The sequence below is a fragment of the Rhodopseudomonas telluris genome (genome assembly GCF_042432815.1).
Taxonomy (GTDB): Bacteria; Pseudomonadota; Alphaproteobacteria; order Rhizobiales; family Xanthobacteraceae; genus Rhodopseudomonas; species Rhodopseudomonas telluris.
In genome coordinates this window covers 341,889-363,145 of sequence record NZ_JBHLWM010000004.1, presented here as the reverse complement: position 1 = coordinate 363,145, position 21,257 = coordinate 341,889, and the positions used below count along the sequence as shown (strand labels likewise).

Annotated in this window: 21 protein-coding genes; 17 read left to right on the top strand and 4 right to left on the bottom strand. The window is 66.6% G+C overall.

All coding sequences use genetic code 11. The features are described 5' to 3' along the window. Nucleotides 1-116: 116 nt before the first annotated feature. Nucleotides 117-599 (bottom strand): hypothetical protein, encoded by a 483-nt coding sequence (locus ACFFJ6_RS11560; RefSeq protein ID WP_378387712.1) that lies wholly within the window; start codon nt 597-599, stop codon nt 117-119. A gap of 208 nt (nt 600-807) precedes the next feature. Here ACFFJ6_RS11560 and ACFFJ6_RS11555 point away from each other — a divergent pair, with 208 nt between their 5' ends. From ACFFJ6_RS11555 to ACFFJ6_RS11520, 8 genes are all read left to right on the top strand, one after another. Next, nucleotides 808-2,481, top strand: a complete 1,674-nt coding sequence (locus tag ACFFJ6_RS11555) for a bifunctional metallophosphatase/5'-nucleotidase (RefSeq protein WP_378387710.1) — start codon at nt 808-810, stop codon at nt 2,479-2,481. Nucleotides 2,482-2,688: 207 nt separating this feature from the next. Further along, nucleotides 2,689-3,618, top strand: coding sequence for a histone deacetylase family protein (locus ACFFJ6_RS11550; RefSeq protein ID WP_378387708.1), 930 nt, complete (start codon nt 2,689-2,691; stop codon nt 3,616-3,618). A gap of 69 nt (nt 3,619-3,687) precedes the next feature. Beyond that, complete coding sequence (locus ACFFJ6_RS11545) at nt 3,688-3,936, top strand: exodeoxyribonuclease VII small subunit (protein ID WP_378387706.1); 249 nt, start codon at nt 3,688-3,690, stop codon at nt 3,934-3,936. A gap of 449 nt (nt 3,937-4,385) precedes the next feature. Beyond that, entirely contained in the window at nt 4,386-6,302 is a 1,917-nt protein-coding gene (gene dxs, locus ACFFJ6_RS11540; protein ID WP_378387739.1) for a 1-deoxy-D-xylulose-5-phosphate synthase, read from the top strand. 167 nt (nt 6,303-6,469) lie between these two features. Next, nucleotides 6,470-7,030, top strand: coding sequence for a nucleoside 2-deoxyribosyltransferase (locus ACFFJ6_RS11535; RefSeq protein ID WP_378387704.1), 561 nt, complete (start codon nt 6,470-6,472; stop codon nt 7,028-7,030). Nucleotides 7,031-7,032: 2 nt separating this feature from the next. Next, complete coding sequence (locus ACFFJ6_RS11530) at nt 7,033-7,776, top strand: TlyA family RNA methyltransferase (RefSeq protein WP_378387702.1); 744 nt, start codon at nt 7,033-7,035, stop codon at nt 7,774-7,776. 40 nt (nt 7,777-7,816) lie between these two features. Beyond that, nucleotides 7,817-9,232 carry an MATE family efflux transporter gene (locus tag ACFFJ6_RS11525; protein WP_378387700.1) on the top strand — a complete coding sequence of 472 codons (1,416 nt, stop codon included), beginning with the start codon at nt 7,817-7,819 and terminating at the stop codon, nt 9,230-9,232. A gap of 66 nt (nt 9,233-9,298) precedes the next feature. Continuing rightward, on the top strand, nt 9,299-10,537 hold the full coding sequence (locus ACFFJ6_RS11520; protein WP_378387698.1) for a class I SAM-dependent RNA methyltransferase: 1,239 nt from the start codon (nt 9,299-9,301) through the stop codon (nt 10,535-10,537). Between the two features lie 261 nt (nt 10,538-10,798). Here ACFFJ6_RS11520 and ACFFJ6_RS11515 read toward each other — a convergent pair whose 3' ends face one another. The 3 genes from ACFFJ6_RS11515 to ACFFJ6_RS11505 all read right to left on the bottom strand — a co-directional run bounded on the left by ACFFJ6_RS11515 (nt 10,799) and on the right by ACFFJ6_RS11505 (nt 11,931). Next, nucleotides 10,799-11,086 (bottom strand): GIY-YIG nuclease family protein, encoded by a 288-nt coding sequence (locus ACFFJ6_RS11515; protein ID WP_378387696.1) that lies wholly within the window; start codon nt 11,084-11,086, stop codon nt 10,799-10,801. Nucleotides 11,087-11,188: 102 nt separating this feature from the next. Further along, nucleotides 11,189-11,599 (bottom strand): cell division protein ZapA, encoded by a 411-nt coding sequence (locus tag ACFFJ6_RS11510; RefSeq protein WP_378387694.1) that lies wholly within the window; start codon nt 11,597-11,599, stop codon nt 11,189-11,191. Further along, entirely contained in the window at nt 11,596-11,931 is a 336-nt protein-coding gene (locus ACFFJ6_RS11505) for a DUF4164 domain-containing protein (RefSeq protein ID WP_378387692.1), read from the bottom strand. The genes ACFFJ6_RS11510 and ACFFJ6_RS11505 overlap by 4 nt, the downstream gene beginning before the upstream one ends. 300 nt (nt 11,932-12,231) lie before the next feature. Here ACFFJ6_RS11505 and tkt point away from each other — a divergent pair, with 300 nt between their 5' ends. From tkt to ACFFJ6_RS11460, 9 genes are all read left to right on the top strand, one after another. Continuing rightward, nucleotides 12,232-14,220: a transketolase gene (tkt, locus tag ACFFJ6_RS11500; protein WP_378387690.1), complete on the top strand. Its 1,989-nt coding sequence runs from the start codon at nt 12,232-12,234 to the stop codon at nt 14,218-14,220. A gap of 127 nt (nt 14,221-14,347) precedes the next feature. Continuing rightward, nucleotides 14,348-15,355: a type I glyceraldehyde-3-phosphate dehydrogenase gene (gene gap, locus ACFFJ6_RS11495; protein WP_378387688.1), complete on the top strand. Its 1,008-nt coding sequence runs from the start codon at nt 14,348-14,350 to the stop codon at nt 15,353-15,355. Nucleotides 15,356-15,531: 176 nt separating this feature from the next. Then, the gene (locus ACFFJ6_RS11490) at nt 15,532-16,728 is read left to right on the top strand and encodes a phosphoglycerate kinase (protein ID WP_378387686.1); all 1,197 of its coding nucleotides are present in this window, start codon (nt 15,532-15,534) and stop codon (nt 16,726-16,728) included. A 90-nt stretch (nt 16,729-16,818) separates the two neighbouring features. Next, nucleotides 16,819-17,100, top strand: coding sequence for an antitoxin MazE family protein (locus tag ACFFJ6_RS11485; RefSeq protein ID WP_378387684.1), 282 nt, complete (start codon nt 16,819-16,821; stop codon nt 17,098-17,100). Then, a complete protein-coding gene (locus ACFFJ6_RS11480) occupies nt 17,097-17,420 on the top strand; it encodes a type II toxin-antitoxin system PemK/MazF family toxin (RefSeq protein WP_378387682.1) in 324 nt (107 codons plus the stop codon). Before ACFFJ6_RS11485 ends, ACFFJ6_RS11480 begins: the two co-directional genes overlap by 4 nt. Before the next feature lie 79 nt (nt 17,421-17,499). Next, a complete protein-coding gene (locus tag ACFFJ6_RS11475; protein ID WP_378387680.1) occupies nt 17,500-18,534 on the top strand; it encodes a class I fructose-bisphosphate aldolase in 1,035 nt (344 codons plus the stop codon). Nucleotides 18,535-18,539: 5 nt separating this feature from the next. Next, the gene (locus tag ACFFJ6_RS11470) at nt 18,540-19,220 is read left to right on the top strand and encodes a thiamine phosphate synthase (protein ID WP_378387678.1); all 681 of its coding nucleotides are present in this window, start codon (nt 18,540-18,542) and stop codon (nt 19,218-19,220) included. A gap of 3 nt (nt 19,221-19,223) precedes the next feature. Beyond that, nucleotides 19,224-20,324 carry a tetratricopeptide repeat protein gene (locus ACFFJ6_RS11465; protein ID WP_378387676.1) on the top strand — a complete coding sequence of 367 codons (1,101 nt, stop codon included), beginning with the start codon at nt 19,224-19,226 and terminating at the stop codon, nt 20,322-20,324. A gap of 132 nt (nt 20,325-20,456) precedes the next feature. Next, complete coding sequence (locus ACFFJ6_RS11460) at nt 20,457-21,245, top strand: inositol monophosphatase family protein (protein ID WP_378387674.1); 789 nt, start codon at nt 20,457-20,459, stop codon at nt 21,243-21,245. The last annotated feature ends 12 nt before the right edge of the window (nt 21,246-21,257 follow it).

Here is a 21,257-nt window from a genome sequence, read left to right as displayed (position 1 = left end):
ATGTGTCGACTATGTCTCCGAACACCTGTCGGTCATGTCTCCGGGCTGAACAACAAGCCCGGCCATGACGAAAGAAATGCTCAGGACGATCATCGTCGAGAAGAAGCCGTGACGGACTACTTCTTCTTCACCTCGAACACCTGATCGCTGAACGGATTCATCGCCGGCGTCTTGAGCTCGACGAAGCCGAGCTTCAGCTCGCTATGGCATGAGTTGCAGCCCTTGGTGAGTTCGCCATAGGCTTTGACGAACGCCTTGCTGTCTTGCGCGGCGACCGCGGCCGTGACGGCGTCGATGGGGTTGGCCATGGTGGTGATGTCGTTGACCGGGAGGCTCTGGTAGAGCGATGCGGCGTCCTGCAGGCGGGTCTTGATCTGCTTGGTCTGGTAGGCGGCGAGTTTCCAGTTTCCCGTAATGCCGGCGAACCACAGCTTGATGTGGCGCAATTGCGAGGCCTCCATCAGGTCCGCGAGGCGCGGGTTGCCGGGGCGCACGGCGTCGCCGACCTGCTGCGCGGCGGCGGGCGGCGGCGCGGCGACGAACATCGATCCGGCGATCAGGAGCGTGGCGAGGAGGAGCGCGATCGGCTTTCGGCGCATGCATCACCTTTTCTGAAAGTTGCGCCGAGCGGCGCGACAGGCGGACCGAGATCACCACGGCAGTTTCAGGGCCGATTTGCGCTTGCTCAAGAGCTGCGCGGAAAATGGTATCCAGCGGCGGTTGGCCGCGCCGGGCAGTCGCAAGAATCCGATTGCCAGACGGAAGCGACTGGGCGATGCCCCGCTGTCGCAACTCGCCGGACCCGCCATGCTGCTTCGTCTCCATTATCTCGCTGTCGCCGCCGTGCTGGCAGCGGTCCCCGCATCGGTCATGGCGGAGGACGCCAAGCCGGTGGATGTGCGGATCCTCGCGATCAACGACTTCCACGGCTATCTGCAGCCGCCGTCCGGCGGCCTCGTCACGCCCGACCCGGCGGACCCGGCCAAGACCGTCCACGTACCGGCCGGCGGCGCCGAGCACATGGCGACGCTCGTCAAGCAGTTGCGCGAGGGACACGCCAACAGCATCTTCGTCGCGGCCGGCGATCTGATCGGCGCCAGTCCGTTTCTGTCGGCGATGTTTCATGACGAGCCGACCATCGAGTCGATGTCGCTGATGGGGCTGGCGCTGTCGGCCGTCGGCAATCACGAGTTCGACGAAGGCAAGACCGAACTGCTGCGGATGCAGAATGGCGGCTGTCATCCGGTCGATGGTTGCCTCGGCCCACATCCATTTACCGGCGCAAAATTCCAGTACCTCGCGGCATCGACGATCGACACCGCCACAGGCAAATCGATCCTGCCGCCTTATGCGATCCGCGAGTTCGGAGGTATTCCGGTCGCCTTCATCGGCCTGACGCTGAAGGCGACGCCGACGATGGTGTCGCCGCCGGGCGTTGCTGGCCTGAAATTTCTCGACGAAGCCGAGGCCGTCAACGCGCAGGTGGCCGAGCTGAAGGCGCGCGGCGTCGAGGCGATCGTGGTGCTGATCCACGAAGGCGGCTTTCCGACCGGCGGCATCAACGACTGCCCGGGGATTTCCGGGCCGATCGTCGAGATCGTCAAGAAGTTCGACAAGGCCGTCGACCTGGTGATCAGCGGCCACACCCACCGCGCCTACACCTGCACGATCGACGGCCGGCTGGTCACCAGCGGCGACAAATACGGCACGCTGGTCACGGCGATCGACCTGACGCTCGATCCGGCGACGCGCGATATCGTCCGCGCCAGGGCCGACAACGTCATCGTGCACACCTCGCTCGCCAAGGATCCGGCGCAGACCGAGCTGATCAAGGCCTACAACAAGCTCGCCGGGCCGATCGCGGCGCGGCCGGCCGGCGCCGTCACGGCGGCGCTGTCGCGCGTGCCGAATGCGGCCGGCGAAAGCGCGCTCGGCGATCTCGTCGCCGACGCCCAGCTCGCCGCGACGCGCGATCCCGAGACCGGCGGCGCCGAGATCGCGATCACCAATCCGGGCGGCCTGCGTGCCGATATCAACGGCGCAGCGCACGGCGAAGCCCCATTCCGGGTGACGTTCGGCGACGTGTTCGCCGCGCAGCCGTTCCGCAATCAGCTGGTGACGATGACGCTGACCGGCGCGCAGCTCAAGGCGGCGCTGGAGCTGCAATGGCAGGATCCGGCGCGGCCGCGCATCCTGCAAGTGTCGAACGGCTTCAGCTACACGTGGGACAATACCGCCGCGCCTAGCGCCCGCATCGTCGCCGAGCGGATGCTGCTGAACGGCAAGCCGATCGAGGCGGATCGCAGCTATCGCGTCACGGTCAACGCCTATCTGGCGGCCGGCGGTGACGGCTTCGTCCCGTTCACGCAAGGCACCGAGCGTCTCACCGGCGTTTACGACGTCGATGCCCTGTTCGGCTATTTCAAGGCGCACAGCCCGATCGCGCCGTCCGCGCAGGATCGGATCGCGCGGCTGAATTGAGCGCGCGTATCACGCAAACGTGGTTAGCGGATTTCCACCACGCGCCGTGCTGATCGCGCGTGACATTTTCTGTCGGCGAAGGGGTTTCCACTTTGCCGAAAGATGCTCTAAGCCTTAAGCTGCCCTTCCGCGCAACGCAGCGGATAACTAAGTTCATCTGCAGATATTGTCGTCTCTCCTCCGATCGGACGTTTCAGGCGCTCCCGAATGACCACGTTATTTTTGACCCATTCTGCGTGTCTCGAGCATCATACGCCGGAGGGCCATCCGGAACGCGCCGAGCGGCTGATCACCGTCAACAAGACGCTGACCGCCGAGCGGTTCGCGACGCTGGCGCGCGGCGAAGCGCCGATCGGCTCGCTCGAACACATCGCGCTGTGTCACACCGATCACCACATCGTCGAGATGCGCCACATGTCGCCGTCGAGCGGCATCGTCTATGTCGATGGTGATACCTCGATGTCGCCGGGCACCTTCGAAGCCGCGCTGCGCGGCGTCGGCGGCGCGGTGTCGGCGGTCGACGCGGTGATGAAGGGCACGGCTTCCAACGCCTTCGTGGCGACGCGGCCGCCCGGCCATCATGCCGAAGTCACCAAGCCGATGGGATTCTGCTTCTTCGGCAATGCAGCAATCGCCGCGCGCTACGCCCAGCGCAAATACGGCATCGAGCGCGCCGCCGTGGTCGACTTCGACGTGCATCACGGCAACGGCACGCAGGACATCTTCTGGGGCGACCGCACCGTGATGTACTGCTCGACCCATCAGATGCCGCTGTTCCCCGGCACCGGCTCGGCCACCGAGCGCGGCGAGCACGACAACATCGTCAACGCCCCACTGGCCTCCGAGGACGGCGGCAAGGAGTTCCGTTTCGCCTTCGAGACCGCGATCCTGCCGCAGCTCGAACGCTTCGCCCCGGAACTGATCGTGATCTCGGCCGGCTTCGACGCGCATTATCGCGACCCACTGGCCAGCCTCAACCTGAAGGCCGAAGACTTCGCCTGGGTCACGCAGAAGCTGATGGACGTCGCCGACAAGACCGCCGGGGGCCGCATTGTCTCGGTGCTCGAGGGCGGGTATGACTTGCAGGGCCTGAGTGAATCGGTCGCCGCCCATGTCGGCGCCCTGATGGGCGCCTGAGGCGCCCCTCACTGCCCCCACGACATACCTCCGCCGCCGGCCGCGCCGCGGCGCATCCAGGAGCCGCCGATGGCCGACGCCCCCGCCGATGTCAAAAAGCTCAGCTTCGAGCGCGCGATCGAGGAGCTCGAAACGATCGTCAAGCGGCTTGAGGACGGCAAGGTTCCGCTCGAGGAATCCGTGGCAATTTACGAGCGCGGAGAAGCACTTAAGCGGCGTTGCGAGGACCTGCTGCGGCAGGCGGAAGCCCGCGTTGACAAAATTACCACCGACGCCAGCGGCCAGCCCAGCGGAACCGAGCCGCTCGACGTTCAATAATCGGGCTGTTCAGCAAATCGACAGGTCCCCGGGTGTCAAATTGCTCCCTTGGCGCCTCGATCGAACCCAAAGCCCCGTGGCAGACACACAACACTTGGGCCGGAACTGCATGGATCAACCCTGTTCGGCGAAAGTTTATGCAGGCCGGCCAAGCGTTGGGCAGCCGCTGATTGGCTTTGAATTCAAGTTTGTGTAAGGGTATGGGCTTATGCGCCGTGGGTGACACCTGCTTGGTGGCAGCTGTCAATTTCGGTGGACGTGTGCTGCCGCACTTATAGTGATCCGGGTCATTTCGACTGATCGAGGCGCAGCTTACGCTTTCGATCGTTGATTTTCTCCTGACCAAGGAGGCGGAAGCCTGGTGGGCTCCCGCAGATCGGACAGTTCGGACCATTCGTCGCGGGCCTCACCAGCCCCATAGTTAAGACTGGAATATCGCCGTGACCGAATTGAGTAAGACGCCTCTTCTCGACACCATCCGCACGCCGGAAGACCTCCGCAAGCTTCGAGTCGATCAGGTTCGACAGGTTGCAGACGAATTGCGGCAAGAAACGATCGATGCGGTGTCGGTCACGGGCGGACACTTCGGCGCCGGCCTCGGCGTGGTCGAGCTGACCACCGCCATTCATTATGTGTTCGACACGCCGCGCGACCGGCTGATCTGGGACGTCGGCCATCAGGCCTATCCGCACAAGATCCTGACCGGCCGCCGCGACCGCATCCGCACGCTGCGCACGCCGGGCGGCCTGTCGGGCTTCGCCAAGCGCACCGAGAGCGATTACGATCCGTTCGGCGCCGGCCACTCCTCGACCTCGATCTCGGCCGGTCTCGGCATGGCGGTCGCCAGCGAGCTGTCGGGCGTCAAGAACAACGTCATCGCGGTGATCGGCGACGGCTCGATCTCGGCCGGCATGGCCTATGAGGCGATGAACAACGCCGGCGCGATGAACTCCCGCCTTATCGTCATTCTCAATGACAACAACATGTCGATCGCCCCGCCGGTCGGCGCGATGTCGTCGTATCTGTCGCGGCTGTATTCGGGCAAGACCTACCGGTCGCTGCGCGAGGCGGGCAAGCAGATCGGCAAGCATCTGCCGAAGCTGATCGCCGACCGCGCCGCCCGCGCCGAGGAATATTCGCGCGGCTTCATGATGGGCGGCGGCACGCTGTTCGAGGAACTCGGCTTCTATTATGTCGGCCCGATCGACGGTCACAACCTCGATCACCTGCTGCCGATCCTGCAGAACGTCCGCGACGCCGACGCCGGTCCGTTCCTGATCCATGTCGTGACCCAGAAGGGCAAGGGCTACGCCCCCGCAGAAGCCGCGGCCGACAAGTATCACGCGGTGGTCAAGTTCGACATCGCCACCGGCGCGCAGTCGAAGGCCAAGTCGAACGCCCCCGCCTATCAGAACGTGTTCGGCCAGAGCCTCGTCAAGGAAGCCCAGAAGGACGACAAGATCGTCGGCATCACCGCCGCGATGCCGTCCGGCACCGGCATCGACATCTTCGAGAAGGCATTCCCGAAGCGCACTTTCGATGTCGGCATCGCCGAGCAGCACGCCGTCACCTTCGCGGCCGGTCTCGCCACCGAGGGCTACAAGCCGTTCTGCGCGATCTACTCGACCTTCCTGCAGCGCGCCTACGACCAGGTCGTGCATGACGTCTGCATCCAGAACCTGCCGGTCCGCTTCGCGATCGACCGGGCCGGCCTGGTCGGCGCCGACGGCGCGACCCATGCGGGCTCGTTCGACAACGCCTATCTGGGCTGCCTGCCCAACCTGGTGATCATGGCGGCTTCGGACGAAGCCGAACTGGTCCACATGGTCGCCACCCAGGTGGCGCTCAACGACCGGCCGAGCGCGGTGCGCTATCCGCGCGGCGAAGGCCGCGGCGTCGAGATGCCGGAAGTCGGCATTCCGCTGGAAATCGGCAAGGGCCGTATCGTCCGTCAGGGCAACAAGGTCGCGCTGCTGTCGTTCGGCACCCGGCTCGCCGAGTGCGAGAAGGCCGCCGAAGAGCTGGCGACGCTCGGCCTCTCCACCACCGTGGCCGACGCGCGCTTCATGAAGCCGCTCGACCTGGACATGGTGCTGAAGCTCGCCAACGACCACGAGATCCTGATCACCATCGAGGAAGGCTCGATCGGCGGCTTCGGCAGCCACGTGATGCAGGCGCTCGCCGAACACGGCAAGCTCGACGGCGAAGTGAAGATGCGCTCGATGGTGCTGCCCGACGTCTTCCTCGACCACGATACCCCCGCCGCGATGTACGCCCGCGCCGGCCTCGACGCCAAGGCGATCGTCAAGAAGGTGTTCGAGACCCTCGGCAAGGACGTCGCGGCCGAGACGTCGAAGCTGGCGTAAGCTCCGACCCGATCCGTGTCCCGGACAAGCTGCGGCACCTCGTGCCGCTGCGCGGATCCGGGACCCCGGTTTCTGCGCCCCTCAATCGGGACCCCGGATCTGCAGCGCACCACGCCGCTGCGCGGCGCGCTGCGCAGCGTCCGGGGCACAGCCATTTGCTTTGCGCAATGAACATCTATCTCGCCGGTCCCGACGTCTTCCTGCCCGACGCGCTCGATATGGGGCGGCGCAAGGCCGAACTCTGCGCCCGCTATGGGCTGACCGGTCTGTTCCCGCTCGACAATGCCGTCGCGCTCGCGGCGCATGATGCGTCGCTGCAGATCTTTCGCGGCAACGAGGCGATGATGGACCGGGCCGATGCGATCATCGCCAATCTGACGCCGTTTCGCGGGCCGAGTGCCGATGCCGGTACGGTGTACGAACTCGGCTACATGGCCGGCCGCAGCAAGCTGGTGCTGGGCTATTCGAACGATCCGGCCACCTACGTCGACCGCGTCGCGCGGTTCGAGACGATCAGCAACCGCGACGGCCTGCTGATCGGCGCCGATGGACTCGCGGTGGAGGATTTCGGCCTGCCCGACAATCTGATGCTGATCCATTGTCTCGATCTGCACGGCGCGCCGCTGGTGACGCCGCGCAGCGCGCCTGCCGATCTCTGGCACGACCTCGCCGCATTCGAGAGCTGTGTGCAGATCGCGGCGCAGCGGCTGCCGCGGCTAGCGACCTGATCATGGCCAAAGCCCCCGACTCTCCGCCCCGCAAGCGCGCCGACGTCGTCCTCGTCGAACGCCGCCTTTTCGAAAGCCGGGCGCGGGCGCAAGCGGCGATCGAGGCCGGGCTGGTGTTTGCGGACGGCAAGCAGGTCAGCAAAGTCTCCGAACCGATCGCGCTCGATGCAGCCCTGCAGGCCGAGCCGGCGCATCCCTGGGTGTCGCGCGGCGGCGTCAAGCTCGCGGGCGCGCTGGAGCGCTACCCGATCGAGATCGAGGATCATGTCTGCCTCGATGTCGGCTCCTCCACCGGCGGCTTCACCGAGGTGCTGCTGGCCGAGGGCGCGGCGCTGGTGTTCGCGGTCGATGTCGGCCGCGATCAATTGCATCCGTCGCTGCGCGGGCATTCCAAGATCGTGTCGATGGAAGCCACCGACATTCGCAGCCTGGAAGGCAAGCGGCTGCCGCAACGGCCCGACGTGGTGGTGATCGACGCCAGCTTCATCTCGCTGAAATTGGTGCTGCCCGCCGCGTTGTCGCTCGCCGCCGCGCCGATGAGTCTGCTGGCGCTGATCAAGCCGCAATTCGAGGTGCCGTCGAAGCACGGCATCGTCCGCGACGCCAAGGCGCATCGCGCGGTGATCGACGACATCACGGCTTACGCCGCCTCGCTCGGCTGCACCGATATCGAGGTTTTCGCCTCGTCGATCGCGGGCGGCGACGGCAACACCGAGTTCTTCCTCGGTGCGCGACGCGGCAATTAGCCCGTAACCACCCAGTCTTACTCCCGCCGTAAGTTCGGCTATGGTGCGCGCCATGACCCACCCTGGCTCGGAAGTCACCGCCGGCGCGTTTGCGCCGGCGAAATCGTCTGCGTGGCGGACGGAAGTCATCGAGACGCTGTGGCTTGCAGCGCCGATGGCGCTGACCCAGCTTGGCCAGATCGCCATGATGACCACCGACCTGGCGCTGATCGGCCGGCTCGGCGACCAGTCCGTCGCCGCGGCCGCGCTCGCCCATACGGTCCTGTTCGCGACCTTCACCATGGGACTCGGCCTGGTCTCGGCGGTGACGCCGCTGGCCGCGCAGGCGGTCGGCGCGCGCAATCCGCGGCAGGTGCGCGCCGCGCTGCGCGTCGGGCTGTGGGCGACGGTGATCGCCGGCGTGCCGTTGACGCTGGTCCAGTTGTTCGGCGAACAGATGCTGCTCGGGCTCGGCCAGGATCCCGCCACGGCGAAGCTGGCCGGCCTGTATCTCGACGGCCTCGCCTGGTCGCTGCTGCCGTCCTGGCTGTTCATCGCGCTGCGCGGCTTCATGGGGGCGGTGAACCGGCCGGAGCCGGCGCTGTGGATCATGTTGGCGGCGATCCCGATCAATCTCGGCCTCGCCTACTGGCTGATCCATGGCGGCTACGGCCTGCCGCAGCTCGGCATTTTCGGAGCCGGCCTCGCCACCGCGATCGTCGCGGTCGCGATGTGTGTGGCCGCTGCGATCGTCTGCGTCACCATGCGGCCGTTTCGGAAGTATCAGGTGTTCGGCGAGCTGTGGCGGTTCGACGGGCCGCTGATGGGCCGGCTGCTGCATCTCGGCCTGCCGATTTCCGGCGCCTCCGTGCTGGAATACGGCGTGTTCGGCGCCGCCGCGCTGCTGATGGGCAAGTTCGGCACCACCGCGCTCGCCGCGCACCAGATCGCCCTGCAAATCGCCGCGATCATGTTCATGGTGCCGATGGGCATCTCGATCGCCGCCACCGTGCGGGTCGGGCATGCGATCGGCCGCGCCGATGCGGAAGGCGCGCGCCGCGCCGGCTTCGCGGCGATCACGCTCGGCCTAGTCTTCATGGCGGCGATGACGCTGCTGGTGGCGCTGACGCGGCACCAGATCCCGCACCTGTTCCTCGGCGACAGCGCGCAGTCGGCCGCGACCGCGGAGCTGACGGCGGCGCTGCTGATCGTCGGCGCCAGCTTCTTCATCGCCGACGGCCTGCAGGTGGTCGCCAACGGCGCGCTGCGCGGCCGCAACGACACCCGCGTGCCGCTGCTGTTCGCGGTGCTGGGTTTCTGGGTGATCGCGTTTCCGTGCTGCTGGCTGCTCGGCTTCACCGCCGGGTTCGGCCCGTTCGGCGTCTGGATCGGGCTGGCGATCGGGCTGGTGGTGTACGCCGTGCTGCTGGTGTGGCGCTTCCATCTGCTCAGCCGCACCGCGCTGCCGAGTGCCTAGCCGCAGCGGCGATTTGTCGAGACGCACAGGTGTAGGGCGGGCCGCAACGCGCTATACCGTTTCGGCATGAATGAAGTTCTCAAGATCGATCACGTCGGCCACCGCGGCGACGGCGTCAGCCACGCCGGCGGCGGCGCCATCTATGTGCCCTACGCGCTGAGCGGCGAGACGGTCGAGACCGCGCTGGTCTCGGGTCATCCGGACCGCCGCAAGCTGCTGCGGGTCGACGTCGCCAGTCCCGAACGGATCGCGCCGTTCTGCCCGCATTTCGGCGTCTGCGGCGGCTGCGCGACCCAGCACTGGCAGGACGACGCGTATCGCGCCTGGAAGCGCAATCTGGTGATCGAGACGCTGGCGCAGGCGAAGATCGACTGCGCGGTCGAACCGCTGATCGACGCCCACGGCGCCGGCCGCCGCCGTATCACGCTGCATGCGCGCAGAGGCACGCACGACGTGCTGAAGGTCGGCTTCAGCGCCGCGGCCAGTCACGACGTGGTGGCGATCGATGCCTGCCCGATCCTCGACCCGGCGCTGCACGGCGCGATCGAGGCGGCGTGGGCGCTGGCGGAAGCGCTCACACCGGTCGGCAAGCCGCTCGACATCCAGGTCACCGCCGCGGAAAACGGCCTCGATGTGGACGTGCGCGGCTCCGGGCCGCTGCCGCCGCGGCTGGTCACGGCGCTGTCGAAGCTCGCCGAGCACCATCGCCTGGCGCGGCTGACGCGGCACGGCGAACTGGTGCTGATGCGGATGCCGCCGACCGTGATGATCGGCACTGCTCGCGTGACGCTGCCGCCCGGCGCGTTCCTGCAGGCAACGGCGCTCGGCGAGCAGACGCTCGCGGATTTGGCGCTGGCGGAGATCAAGCGCGCCAAGCTGATCGCCGACCTGTTCTGCGGCGTCGGCCCGTTCGCGCTGCGGCTGGCCACGAAAGCGCGGGTGTTCGCCTGCGACAGCGATGCGCCGGCGGTGGCGGCGCTGCAGAAGGCCGCGCAGGCGACGCCCGGCCTGAAGCCGATCAAGGCGGAAGCCCGCGACCTGTTCCGCCGCCCGCTGGCGCCGCCGGAATTACTTGACTTCGACGCTGTCTTATTCGACCCGCCCCGACAGGGCGCGCAAGCGCAGGCGGCACAGCTCGCGGCCAGCAAGGTGCCGCTGATCATCGCCGTCTCCTGCAACGCCACCACCTTCGCCCGCGACGCCCGCCTGCTGATCGACGGCGGCTACCGGCTGGAAAAGGTGACCCCGGTCGATCAGTTCAAGTACACGCCGCATGTCGAGCTGGTGGCGGTGTTTCGGAAGTAACAACGCACTTCCTGACGCAACAACACCCCCTCGTTTGTCATTCCGGGGCGCGCGCAGCGCGAGCCCGGAATCCATAACCCCGATTCGCACAGTTGAGCACAGCGTCTCTGGCGGAAGTGCCTCACCGCGAGTACAGGGGATATGGATTCCGGGCCTGCGCGCAAGGGCGCGCATCCCGGAATGACGATCGTGAAGAATCGCCAGCCCCGTCATTCCGGGGCGCGAACGAAGTGAACGAGCCCGGAATCCATATTCCCTGAGCTAATTGGTGATGCCCGGAAAAAGATCGATCCATTCCGGGTTTTGCTCCTCGATCAAACGCACTTTCCAATCCCGCCGCCACTTCTTCAACTGCTTCTCCCGTGCAATCGCGGCTAGGGCGTCATCGTAGATCTCGAACCACACAAGATGCTCGACGCCATAGCGCGACGGGAAGCTCGGGACCGCCTTGATGCGATGCTCATGGACCCGCCGCACGAGATCGCTGGTCACGCCGACGTACAAGGTGCCATGTTTGCCGCTCGCGAGTAGATAGACGTAGTACGCCATCGCAAGCACCGGGAATATGGATTCCGGGCTCGCGCTACGCGCGCCCCGGAATGACAAACGATAGTATCCCGGGCCATCGAGCGTTGTGAGAAAGAAAAAAGACTACCCGATTGCGATGCCGCCGCCGATGGTGCGGTTCAGCACTTGCGTCGTGCGCTCGATGCGTTCGGCGGCGCTGTTGAGCGCGGCGGCGACGGCGCGGTTGGTGGTCACGGTGCGGTCGATCGACTGTGCGCGATCTTCACGCAGCGCATCGACTTCCTGCTGCAGCGTGGCGAGGCGGCCGTGGGCGTCGAGTAGTTCGTCGGCCATCATCAGCGCGGCCATCACCGTCAGCCGTGCATCACCGATTTCGCCGAAGCGGCCGCGCAGGCTCTGGATGCGGCTCTCGAGATTGTCCGCGAGGCCGAGCAGCTGCGGCTCCTGGCCCGGCTCGCAGGCCATGCGGTATTGCCGGCCGTTGATGGTGACGCTGACGTGGTTGGCGGAGGCCGCCGCATCCTTCGAGGTCATGACGGCTCCTCTTCGTCGGCGGTCTCGGAGTCGAGCACGGCGCGGATGGTGCCGATCGCGGCGTCGAGCCGCTGCGCGATCTCGCGATTGGCGCGCTCGAGCTTGCGGGTGCGCACCAGCGAGCCGTCGAGCTCGTCCGCGAGCCGCGAGCGATCGGCGCCCAGCGCCTGGATCCGCGACGCCAACTCGTCCTCGTCACGATCCGCTTCGGCGCGCCGCTCCACCGCCCCCTCCAACGCCTCGAGCGCCGCGGCAAGACGACGCGTCGCCGCGACGATCTCGGTCGGAGCCTGATCGGCACTGATGGAACCGGGGGCGGGACGATCCGTCATAGTGTTGCGCGACCCTCGCAGCTTCACGCGTCCAAATAAAAGCCACGATTGGACAAGCCTTTAGAGGAGGAAATTTACGCAGCAAGGCAGCCGAGCGCAACGCCGCTGCTCAACTATGCACCACAAAGCACGGTCCTCGTGCTGATCCCAGGCGCGCGCCTTGGACTCGCCTGATCATGGTGCTATGCCACCCTCGCACCCCGGTATTTTCGGCCTGTTCGTGTCTCTGGCTGTGCCGGAGCCGCACTGCGCCCCGAGTCGCGGAGCGCTGGCAAACACACGATTTCAGGTGGTTACATCATGGCGAAGGTCGATCATTCCCGTATGGCGAACGCAATCCGGGCGCTCGCGATGGATGCCGTCGAGAAGGCCAAGTCCGGCCATCCGGGCCTGCCCATGGGTGCCGCCGACGTCGCCGCCGTGCTGTGGCGCGACTTCCTGAAGTTCGACGCCGCCGATGCGCATTGGCCGGATCGCGACCGCTTCATCCTCTCCGCCGGCCACGGCTCGATGCTGCTCTACGCGTTGCTGTATCTGACCGGCAACAAGGAGATGACGCTCGACCAGATCAAGAATTTCCGCCAGCTGGATTCGCGGACGCCGGGCCATCCGGAGAACTCGATCACCGACTCGGTCGAGACCACTACCGGCCCGCTCGGCCAGGGCGTGGCGTCGTCGGTCGGCACCGCGCTGGCGGAACGGCTGCTCGCGGCCGAATTCGGCGAGATCGTCGATCACTACACCTACGTGCTGTGCTCGGACGGCGACCTGATGGAAGGCGTCAGCCACGAAGCGATCGCGCTGGCCGGCCACCTCAAGCTGTCGAAGCTGATCTTCCTGTACGACGACAACGGCATCTCGATCGACGGCCCGCTGACGCTGACCGACAATGTCGACCAGGTCGCGCGCTTCCAGGCCCATGGCTGGAATTCGTTCCGGATCGACGGCCACGACCACAAGGCAATCGCCGACGCGATCCGCAAGGCGCAGGCCTCCGACCGGCCGACCATGATCGCCTGCAAGACCACGATCGGCTTCGGCGCCCCCACCCGCGCCGGCACCTCCAAGGCCCACGGCGAGCCGCTCGGCGCCGAAGAACTCGCCGGCGCCAAGAAGGCGCTGGGATGGGAGTACGGCCCGTTCGAGATTCCCGACGACGTGCTGTCGGCGTGGCGCGAGGTCGGCAGCAAGGGCGCCAAGGCCCACGCCGACTGGCAGACCCGCTTCGAGGCGCTGCCGGCCGAGCAGCGCGGCGAATTCCAGCGCCGCGTGATCGACCGCAAGCGCCCGGCGGCGCTGGACGGCGCGATCCGCAAGCTCAAGGACAAGCTGGTCGCCGAGCCGCAGACCATCGCCACCCGCAAGGCCAGCGAAGTCGCGCTCGAGGCGATCGTCGAGGTGGTGCCCGAGATGCTGCTCGGCTCGGCCGATCTGACGCCGTCCAACAACACCCGCACCAAGCATGCCAAGGACGTCACGCCGGATGATTTCAGCGGGCGGTATATCCACTACGGCATCCGCGAGATGGGCATGGCGGCGGCGATGAACGGCATCGCGATGCATGGCGGCTTCGCGCCAGCCGGCGGCACCTTCATGTGCTTCGCCGACTACGCGCGCCCCTCGATGCGGATCGCGGCGCTGTCGCATGTGCCGGTGGTCTACATCATGACCCACGACTCGATCGGGCTCGGCGAAGACGGCCCGACCCATCAGCCGGTCGAGCACCTCGCCTCGCTGCGCGCGATGCCGAACATGCGGGTTTTCCGTCCGGCGGATCCGGTCGAGACCGCCGAATGCTGGCAGCTCGCGCTGGAGAATACCCAGGGCCCGACCGTGCTGGCGCTGTCGCGGCAAAACCTGACGCCGGTGCGCGCCACCAAGTCCGACGACAACCTCTGCGCCAAGGGCGGCTATGAGCTGGTGCCTGCGAGCGGCAAGGCCCAGGTGACGATCTTCGCCACCGGCTCCGAAGTCGAGATCGCGGTCGCGGCGCACAAGCTGCTGGCCGACAAGGGCATCGCCGCCCGCGTGGTGTCGGTGCCGTCGCTCGACCTACTGCTGCAGCAGGATGCCGCGACGCGGAAGGCGATCATCGGCGACACGCCGGTGAAGGTCGCGATCGAGGCCGCGGTGCGGTTCGGCTGGGATGCGATCATCGGCCCGGAGGGCGGTTTTGTCGGCATGACCGGCTTCGGCGCCAGCGCCCCCGCCAAGGACCTTTACAAGCACTTCGGCATTACCGCCGAGGCGGTTGTCGAGGCCGCGACGAGCCGCCTCGGCGCCAAGTAAGGCGCTGGGGAGATTCGACAAACGAGCGCATTGCAAGTGCGGTGCATTCAGGGCATGACACCGCACAAGTACGGGGAACCCCTCTCCCCACAACAATTGAGTATCATTAGCACCGAGGAGAAATTGGATGGCAGTCCGGGTCGCGATCAATGGGTTTGGCCGTATCGGCCGCAACGTTCTGCGGGCGATCTACGAGTCCGGCCGTAAGGACATCGAAGTCGTTGCGATCAACGATCTCGGTCCGGTCGAGACCAACGCCCATCTGCTGCGCTTCGACTCGGTGCACGGCCGCTTCCCGCACGAAGTGAAGGTCGACGGCGATACGATCGATGCCGGTCGCGGCAAGATCAAGGTGACGGCCATCAAGGACCCGTCGCAGCTGCCCTACAAGGATCTCGGCGTCGATATCGCGCTGGAATGCACCGGCATCTTCACGGCGCGCGACAAGGCCGCCGCGCTGCTGACCGCCGGCGCCAAGCGCGTGCTCGTCTCGGCTCCGTCGGACGGCGCGGATGCGACCATCGTCTATGGCGTCAACCACGACACCCTGACCAAGGACCACATGGTGGTCTCGAACGGCTCGTGCACCACGAACTGCCTGGCCCCGGTCGCCAAGGTGCTGAACGACACCGTCGGCATCGAGACCGGTTTCATGACCACGATCCATGCGTACACCGGCGACCAGCCGACGCTGGACACCATGCACAAGGATCTGTACCGCGGCCGCGCTGCGGCGATGTCGATGATCCCGACCTCGACCGGCGCCGCCAAGGCGATCGGCCTGGTGCTGCCCGAGCTGAAGGGCAAGCTCGACGGCGTCGCGATCCGCGTGCCGACCCCGAACGTCTCCGTGGTCGACCTCAAGATCATCGCCAAGAAGTCCACCACCAAGGAAGAGATCAACGACGCGATCCGCCGCGCGGCCTCGCAGGAGCTGAAGGGCATCCTCGGCATCACCGACGCGCCGAACGTCTCGATCGACTTCAACCACGATCCGCACTCGTCCACCTTCCACATGGACCAGACCAAAGTGCAGAACGGCACGCTGGTACGCGTGATGTCGTGGTACGACAACGAGTGGGGCTTCTCCAACCGCATGGCCGACACCGCCGTGGCGATTGGCAAGCTGATCTGACGAACTAACGAGACGTCGTCTCATGGTTTGAGACGCGGGCTTCGCCCGCTCCTCACCATGAGGATCCAGACAGGGCGCGGGGGGCTAGCTCTCCGCGCCACTTTCGTAAGCCTCATCCTGAGGAGCCGAGCGCAGCGAGGCGTCTCGAAGGATGGGCCCCACGCACAGGGTTCATCATGACCAAATCGTTCCGCACCCTCGACGACGTCGATGTCAAAGGCAAACGCGTCCTGCTCCGCGTCGATCTCAACGTGCCGATGGAAGCCGGCAAGGTGACCGACACGACGCGGCTCGACCGTGTCGCGCCGACCATCACCGAGATCGCCGGCAAGGGCGGCAAGGTGATCCTGCTGGCGCATTTCGGCCGGCCGAAGGGACGGGACGACAAGAACTCGCTGAAGCCGGTCGCCGCCGCGCTCGCCGAGGTGATCAAGAAGCCGGTCGCGTTCGCCACGGACTGCGTCGGTGAGCCCGCCGCCAAGGCGATCGCCGCGATGGCCGACGGCGACATCCTGTGCCTCGAGAACACCCGCTTCCATCCCGAGGAAGAGAAGAACGATCCGGCGTTCGTCGCCAAGCTCGCCGAGCTCGGCGACATCTGGGTCAACGACGCGTTCTCGGCTGCGCACCGCGCCCACGCCACCACCGAAGGCCTCGGCCACAAGCTGCCGGCCTATGCGGGCCGCACCATGCAGGCCGAACTGGTCGCGCTGAACAAGGCGCTGGAAGCGCCGACCAAGCCGGTGATCGCGATCGTCGGCGGCGCCAAGGTGTCGAGCAAGATCGACCTTTTGGAAAACCTCGTCACCAAGGTGCAGGCGCTGGTGATCGGCGGCGGCATGGCCAACACCTTCCTGCACGCCCAGGGCGTCAAGGTCGGCAAGTCGCTGTGCGAGAAGGACCTGGCCGAGACCGCGCTGCGGATCATGACCAAGGCCGAGGCCGCCAACTGCGCCATCATCCTGCCGGTCGATGCCACCGTGGCGTATCACTTCGAGGCCAACGCGCCGTCCTTTGCCTACGGGCTCGACGCGATCCCCGACGATGCCATGATCCTCGACGTCGGCCCGCGCTCGATCGAGCGCATCCATTCCGCGATCGACGACGCCGCCACGCTGGTCTGGAACGGCCCGGTCGGCGCCTTCGAGCTGACGCCGTTCGACAAGGGAACGGTGGAAGCCGCCAAGCACGCCGCCAAGCGCACCAAGGCCGGCAAGCTGATCTCGGTCGCCGGCGGCGGCGACACCGTCGCGGCGCTCAACCACGCCGGCGCGGCCGACGACTTCACCTACATCTCGACCGCCGGCGGCGCATTCCTGGAGTGGATGGAAGGCAAGCCGCTTCCCGGCGTCGAGGTGCTGCGGGTGAAGTGACCCTGAGCCGGCGCGCCAGCGCCGGCTTGCGACCTCGCCGTCCGGAGCCTATGTTTGCGTTACATGTAACGCTCCGGATGGAGGCATTCCATGGATAAGAAGGTCGACAAGCCTGCCAAGAGCAAGCATCCCGCCGCAGCCGATAAGGCCACAAGGCCGCGAAGCGCCAGCGCCGAACGTGTCCGCCGCCACCGCGAGAAGATGAAGGCGATGGGGCTGAAGCCGGTGACGATCTGGGTTCCCGAAAACTACAAGTCGCCCGAATGGAAGGCCGAGATCAGGCGGCAGTGCCAACTGATCGCGAACGATCCTCACGAACAACAGATTCTGGCGGAAATTGAAGACTGGTTCGATCCAGAAGGCTGGAAGTGACACGAGGCGACGTCGTTCTGGTGGCGATGCAAGGCGACTATGGCAAGCCCAGGCCTGCCGTCGTCGTCCAGCACGAGGATTTCGATCAAATCCCCTCGGTCGTGGTTCTCCCGCTGACCACGGAATTACGAGATATTGACGTGGTCCGCATCGCAGTCGAGCCGACTTCGGATAACGGCTTGCGGCACCTGTCTCAGATCATGGTGGACAAGATCACGGCTGTCGCGCCTCGCCGGATCGGTTCGCGGATCGGCCGCCTCTCCCCCGAGGAAATGACCGCGGTCAATCGTGCCCTCGCCATTTTCCTGGGCATTGTCTAAGACGCTCATCTCGGCTTTCGTCTAAGACACGTGTCCACTGCCTTCCAACCAACAAGAACACCTCATAGGAGAGACGTTGATGAACCTCGCCGACCTCAACAAGATCGCCCGGGCGATGGTCGCGCCCGGTAAGGGCATTCTTGCGGCCGACGAATCCTCCGGGACCATCAAGAAGCGGTTCGACGTGATCGGCGTCGAATCCACCGAGACCAACCGCCGCGACTATCGCGAGATGATGTTTCGCTCCAAGGAAGCGATGAGCCAGTACATCTCGGGCGTCATCCTGTACGACGAGACGATCTGGCAGAACGCCGCCGACGGCACGCCGCTGGTCAAGCTGATCGAGCAGGCCGGCAGCATCCCCGGCATCAAGGTCGACGAAGGCACCCAGAAGCTGCCGGGCTGCCCCGGCGAGACCATCACGGTCGGCCTCGACAAGCTCGCCGAGCGGCTCGACAAGTACTACAAGCAGGGCGCCCGCTTCGCGAAGTGGCGCGCGGTGATCGATATCGATTCCGCCAATGGCGTGCCGACCCATACGGCGATCATGACCAATGCGCATGCGTTGGCGCGCTACGCGGCGCTGTGCCAGCAGGCGCAGATCGTGCCGATCGTCGAGCCCGAGGTGCTGATGGACGGCGCCCACGACATCGACACGTGCTACAACGTGACCGAATGGGTGCTGAAGGAAACCTTCCAGCAGCTGTACTTCCAGCGCGTCGCGCTCGAGGGCATGATCCTGAAGCCCAACATGGCGATCGCCGGCAAGAAGTCCGCCAAGCAGGCGTCGGTGCAGGAAGTCGCCGAGAAGACCGTCAAGCTGCTGAAGTCCTGCGTGCCGTCGGCGGTGCCGGGCATCGCCTTCCTGTCGGGCGGCCAGTCGGACGAGGAAGCCACCGCGCATCTCGACGCCATGAACAAGATCGGCGGCCTGCCCTGGGGCCTGACCTTCTCCTACGGCCGTGCCCTGCAGGCCGCGCCGCAGAAGGCCTGGTCCGGCAAGGCCGATAACGTCGCGGCCGGTCAGGCCGCGTTCACTCACCGGGCCAAGATGAATTCGCTCGCCAGCAAGGGCGAGTGGAGCTCCGACCTGGAAAGCAAGAAAGCCGCATAGCCTCGATGGCCGCCAAGCCTGCCCCGCCCCGCCCGGCGCCGCGTCTGTATCTCGCGACGCCGGCTCTCGCCGATCCCGCCCCCCTGCTCGCGGCGCTGCCCCGCCTGCTCGCCGCCGCCGATATCGCGGCGGTGTTGCTGCGGCTGGCACCGTCCGATCCGAGGACGCTGATCTCGCGGGTCAAGGCGGTGGCGGGCGTGGTGCAGGCGGCCGGCGCCGCGCTGCTGCTGGACGGCCATGCCGATCTGGTGGCGCGCGGTGGCGCCGACGGGGCCCATCTGACGGGCCTCGCCGACATGAAGGAGTGGCTGCCGCAATTGCAGCCGTCGCGGATCGCCGGCGTCGGCGGTCTGCCGACCCGTCACGAGTCGATGGTCGCCGGCGAAGCCGGCGCCGACTATGTGCTGTTCGGCGAGCCGGCCGAAGACGGCACCCGGCCGTCGCCGGAAGCGATTGCCGAACGGCTGAACTGGTGGGCCGAACTGTTCGAGCCGCCCTGCGTCGGCTATGCGCTGTCGCCGGACGAGGTCGAGGAATTCGCCGCCGCCGGCGCGGATTTCGTGCTGGTGGGCGATTTCGTCTGGACCGAACCGGGCGCCGAGGCGGCCGCCTTGGCGGAGGCCGAAGCGGCGCTGAAGCGCGGCTACGCGGCAGCCGGCACGGCCACCCCAGCCTCGCAGGGATGATCGATGAAATCGCTGCGCCCGTTTTCGCTCGCTGCAGCCGTGCTGCTGTTCGCCACCGGCGCGTCGGCGCAGTTGTCGCTGACCCCGCCGCCGCCCAATCCGTTTCCGAAGCCGATCGAGCCGGAGAAGCCGAAGCCCAAGCCGGCCCCGGCGCCCAAAGCCGCCGCGCCCGCCGATAAGGACAAGGCCAAAAAGCCCGCCGCCGACAAGGCCGGCGCCGCAAAGCCCGGCACGCCCGCGGATGGCGATGCGGCCGCCGACGATCCCAATGTCGACCTGGTGTATGGCGCGTATCAGCGCGGCTTCTACAAGACCGCGTTCGATCTGGCGATGAAGCGCGCCCAGGAGCTGGGCGACCCCAAGGCGATGACCATGCTGGGCGAGCTCTACGCCAACGCGCTCGGCACCAAGCGCGACTACAACAAGGCCGTGGAGTGGTACAGGCGCGCGGCCGATCTCGGCGACCGCGAGGCGATGTTCGCGCTGGCAATGGCCCGCATGGCGGGTCGCGGCGGCGGACCGGCGAACCGCGAGGAAGCGGCCAAATGGCTGGCCTCCTCGGCCAAGCTCGGCGAGCCGAAGGCGGCCTATAATCTGGCGCTGCTGTATCTCGACGGCCAGACCTTCCCGCAGGACGTGCGACGCGCGGCGGAGCTGCTGCGGGTCGCTGCCGATGCCGGCAATCCCGAGGCCCAATACGCGCTGGCGACCTTCTACAAGGAGGGCACCGGGGTCGAGAAGAATGTCGAGCAATCGGTGCGGCTGCTGCAGGCGGCCTCTGTGGCCGGCAATGTCGCCGCCGAGGTGGAATACGCCATCGCTCTCTTCAACGGCACCGGAACGCCGAAGAACGAGCCGGCCGCTGTGGCGCTGCTGCGCAAGGCCGCGCAGGCCAACAACCCGATCGCCCAGAACCGGCTGGCGCATGTGCTGCTGAGCGGCCAGGGCGCGCCGCGCAATCCCGTCGAGGCGATCAAATGGCACCTCGTGGCCAAGACCTCCGGCAAGGGCGATTTGATGCTGGACGAGGCCCAGGCGCAGCTCAGCCCCGAGGATCGCGCCAAGGCCCAGGACGCCGCCCGCAAATGGCTCGGCGCCAAATGATCGGGCGCCGCCCCGCGTGATCCGTCGCCGGTGATCGAGGCTTGACGACGCGGCCCGCGCAGGGCACCCCTTCGGCCACCAAACCCCCGCCATTCCTCTATCAGACCTGCCGCAGGTCGTTTCGAGACCGCCATGATCTCTTCCGCTCTCATCAACGTCATGGTCAAGGCGGCGCGCCGCGCCGGCCGTAGCCTCAAGCGCGATTTCGGCGAAGTCGAAAACCTGCAGGTGTCGCTGAAGGGGCCGGCGAACTTCGTCTCGCTCGCCGACAAGCGCGCCGAGGAGATGCTGTACGACGACCTCTCCAAGGCGCGGCCCGGCTATGGCTTCATCGGCGAGGAAGGCGGTAATCGCGAGGGCAGCGACAAGAGCCATACCTGGGTGGTCGATCCGCTCGACGGCACCACCAACTTCCTGCACGGCATTCCGCATTTCGCCATTTCGATCGGCCTGGTGCGCGACGACACGCCGATCGCCGGCGTGATCTACAATCCGGCCAACGAAGAACTGTACATCGCCGAGCGCGGCAAGGGCGCGTTTCTCAACGACACGCGGCTGCGCGTCGCCAATCGTAACCAGCTCCACGACTGCGTGATCGGCTGCGGTCTGCCGCATCTCGGCCGCGGCGATTTCGGCCAGAACCAGCGCGAGATGGCGGCGCTGCAGCCCAAGGTCGCCGGCCTGCGCCGCTTCGGCACCGCCTCGCTCGACCTCGCCGCCGTCGCGGCCGGCCGGTTCGACGGCTTCTGGGAGCGCAACCTGTCGCCCTGGGACATCGCGGCCGGGATCGTGATGATCCGCGAAGCCGGCGGTACCGTCGGCGACATCAATGGCGGCGACGTGCTGAAGACCGGCGACATCGTCGCCGGCAATGAAGTGATCCACAGCGCGCTGGTACGAATCCTCAAGCCGCTGAGCTGAGCCGGAACGCCG

What these genes read in the sequence shown, in the direction of transcription:
- ACFFJ6_RS11560 (WP_378387712.1), bottom strand. Translation starts at nt 599, where the DNA reads ATGCGCCGAAAGCCGATCGCGCTCCTCCTCGCCACGCTCCTGATCGCC.
- ACFFJ6_RS11555 (WP_378387710.1), top strand. Translation starts at nt 808, where the DNA reads ATGCTGCTTCGTCTCCATTATCTCGCTGTCGCCGCCGTGCTGGCAGCG.
- ACFFJ6_RS11550 (WP_378387708.1), top strand. Translation starts at nt 2,689, where the DNA reads ATGACCACGTTATTTTTGACCCATTCTGCGTGTCTCGAGCATCATACG.
- ACFFJ6_RS11545 (WP_378387706.1), top strand. Translation starts at nt 3,688, where the DNA reads ATGGCCGACGCCCCCGCCGATGTCAAAAAGCTCAGCTTCGAGCGCGCG.
- ACFFJ6_RS11535 (WP_378387704.1), top strand. Translation starts at nt 6,470, where the DNA reads ATGAACATCTATCTCGCCGGTCCCGACGTCTTCCTGCCCGACGCGCTC.
- ACFFJ6_RS11530 (WP_378387702.1), top strand. Translation starts at nt 7,033, where the DNA reads ATGGCCAAAGCCCCCGACTCTCCGCCCCGCAAGCGCGCCGACGTCGTC.
- ACFFJ6_RS11525 (WP_378387700.1), top strand. Translation starts at nt 7,817, where the DNA reads ATGGTGCGCGCCATGACCCACCCTGGCTCGGAAGTCACCGCCGGCGCG.
- ACFFJ6_RS11520 (WP_378387698.1), top strand. Translation starts at nt 9,299, where the DNA reads ATGAATGAAGTTCTCAAGATCGATCACGTCGGCCACCGCGGCGACGGC.
- ACFFJ6_RS11515 (WP_378387696.1), bottom strand. Translation starts at nt 11,086, where the DNA reads ATGGCGTACTACGTCTATCTACTCGCGAGCGGCAAACATGGCACCTTG.
- ACFFJ6_RS11510 (WP_378387694.1), bottom strand. Translation starts at nt 11,599, where the DNA reads ATGACCTCGAAGGATGCGGCGGCCTCCGCCAACCACGTCAGCGTCACC.
- ACFFJ6_RS11505 (WP_378387692.1), bottom strand. Translation starts at nt 11,931, where the DNA reads ATGACGGATCGTCCCGCCCCCGGTTCCATCAGTGCCGATCAGGCTCCG.
- tkt (WP_378387690.1), top strand. Translation starts at nt 12,232, where the DNA reads ATGGCGAAGGTCGATCATTCCCGTATGGCGAACGCAATCCGGGCGCTC.
- gap (WP_378387688.1), top strand. Translation starts at nt 14,348, where the DNA reads ATGGCAGTCCGGGTCGCGATCAATGGGTTTGGCCGTATCGGCCGCAAC.
- ACFFJ6_RS11490 (WP_378387686.1), top strand. Translation starts at nt 15,532, where the DNA reads ATGACCAAATCGTTCCGCACCCTCGACGACGTCGATGTCAAAGGCAAA.
- ACFFJ6_RS11485 (WP_378387684.1), top strand. Translation starts at nt 16,819, where the DNA reads ATGGATAAGAAGGTCGACAAGCCTGCCAAGAGCAAGCATCCCGCCGCA.
- ACFFJ6_RS11475 (WP_378387680.1), top strand. Translation starts at nt 17,500, where the DNA reads ATGAACCTCGCCGACCTCAACAAGATCGCCCGGGCGATGGTCGCGCCC.
- ACFFJ6_RS11470 (WP_378387678.1), top strand. Translation starts at nt 18,540, where the DNA reads ATGGCCGCCAAGCCTGCCCCGCCCCGCCCGGCGCCGCGTCTGTATCTC.
- ACFFJ6_RS11465 (WP_378387676.1), top strand. Translation starts at nt 19,224, where the DNA reads ATGAAATCGCTGCGCCCGTTTTCGCTCGCTGCAGCCGTGCTGCTGTTC.
- ACFFJ6_RS11460 (WP_378387674.1), top strand. Translation starts at nt 20,457, where the DNA reads ATGATCTCTTCCGCTCTCATCAACGTCATGGTCAAGGCGGCGCGCCGC.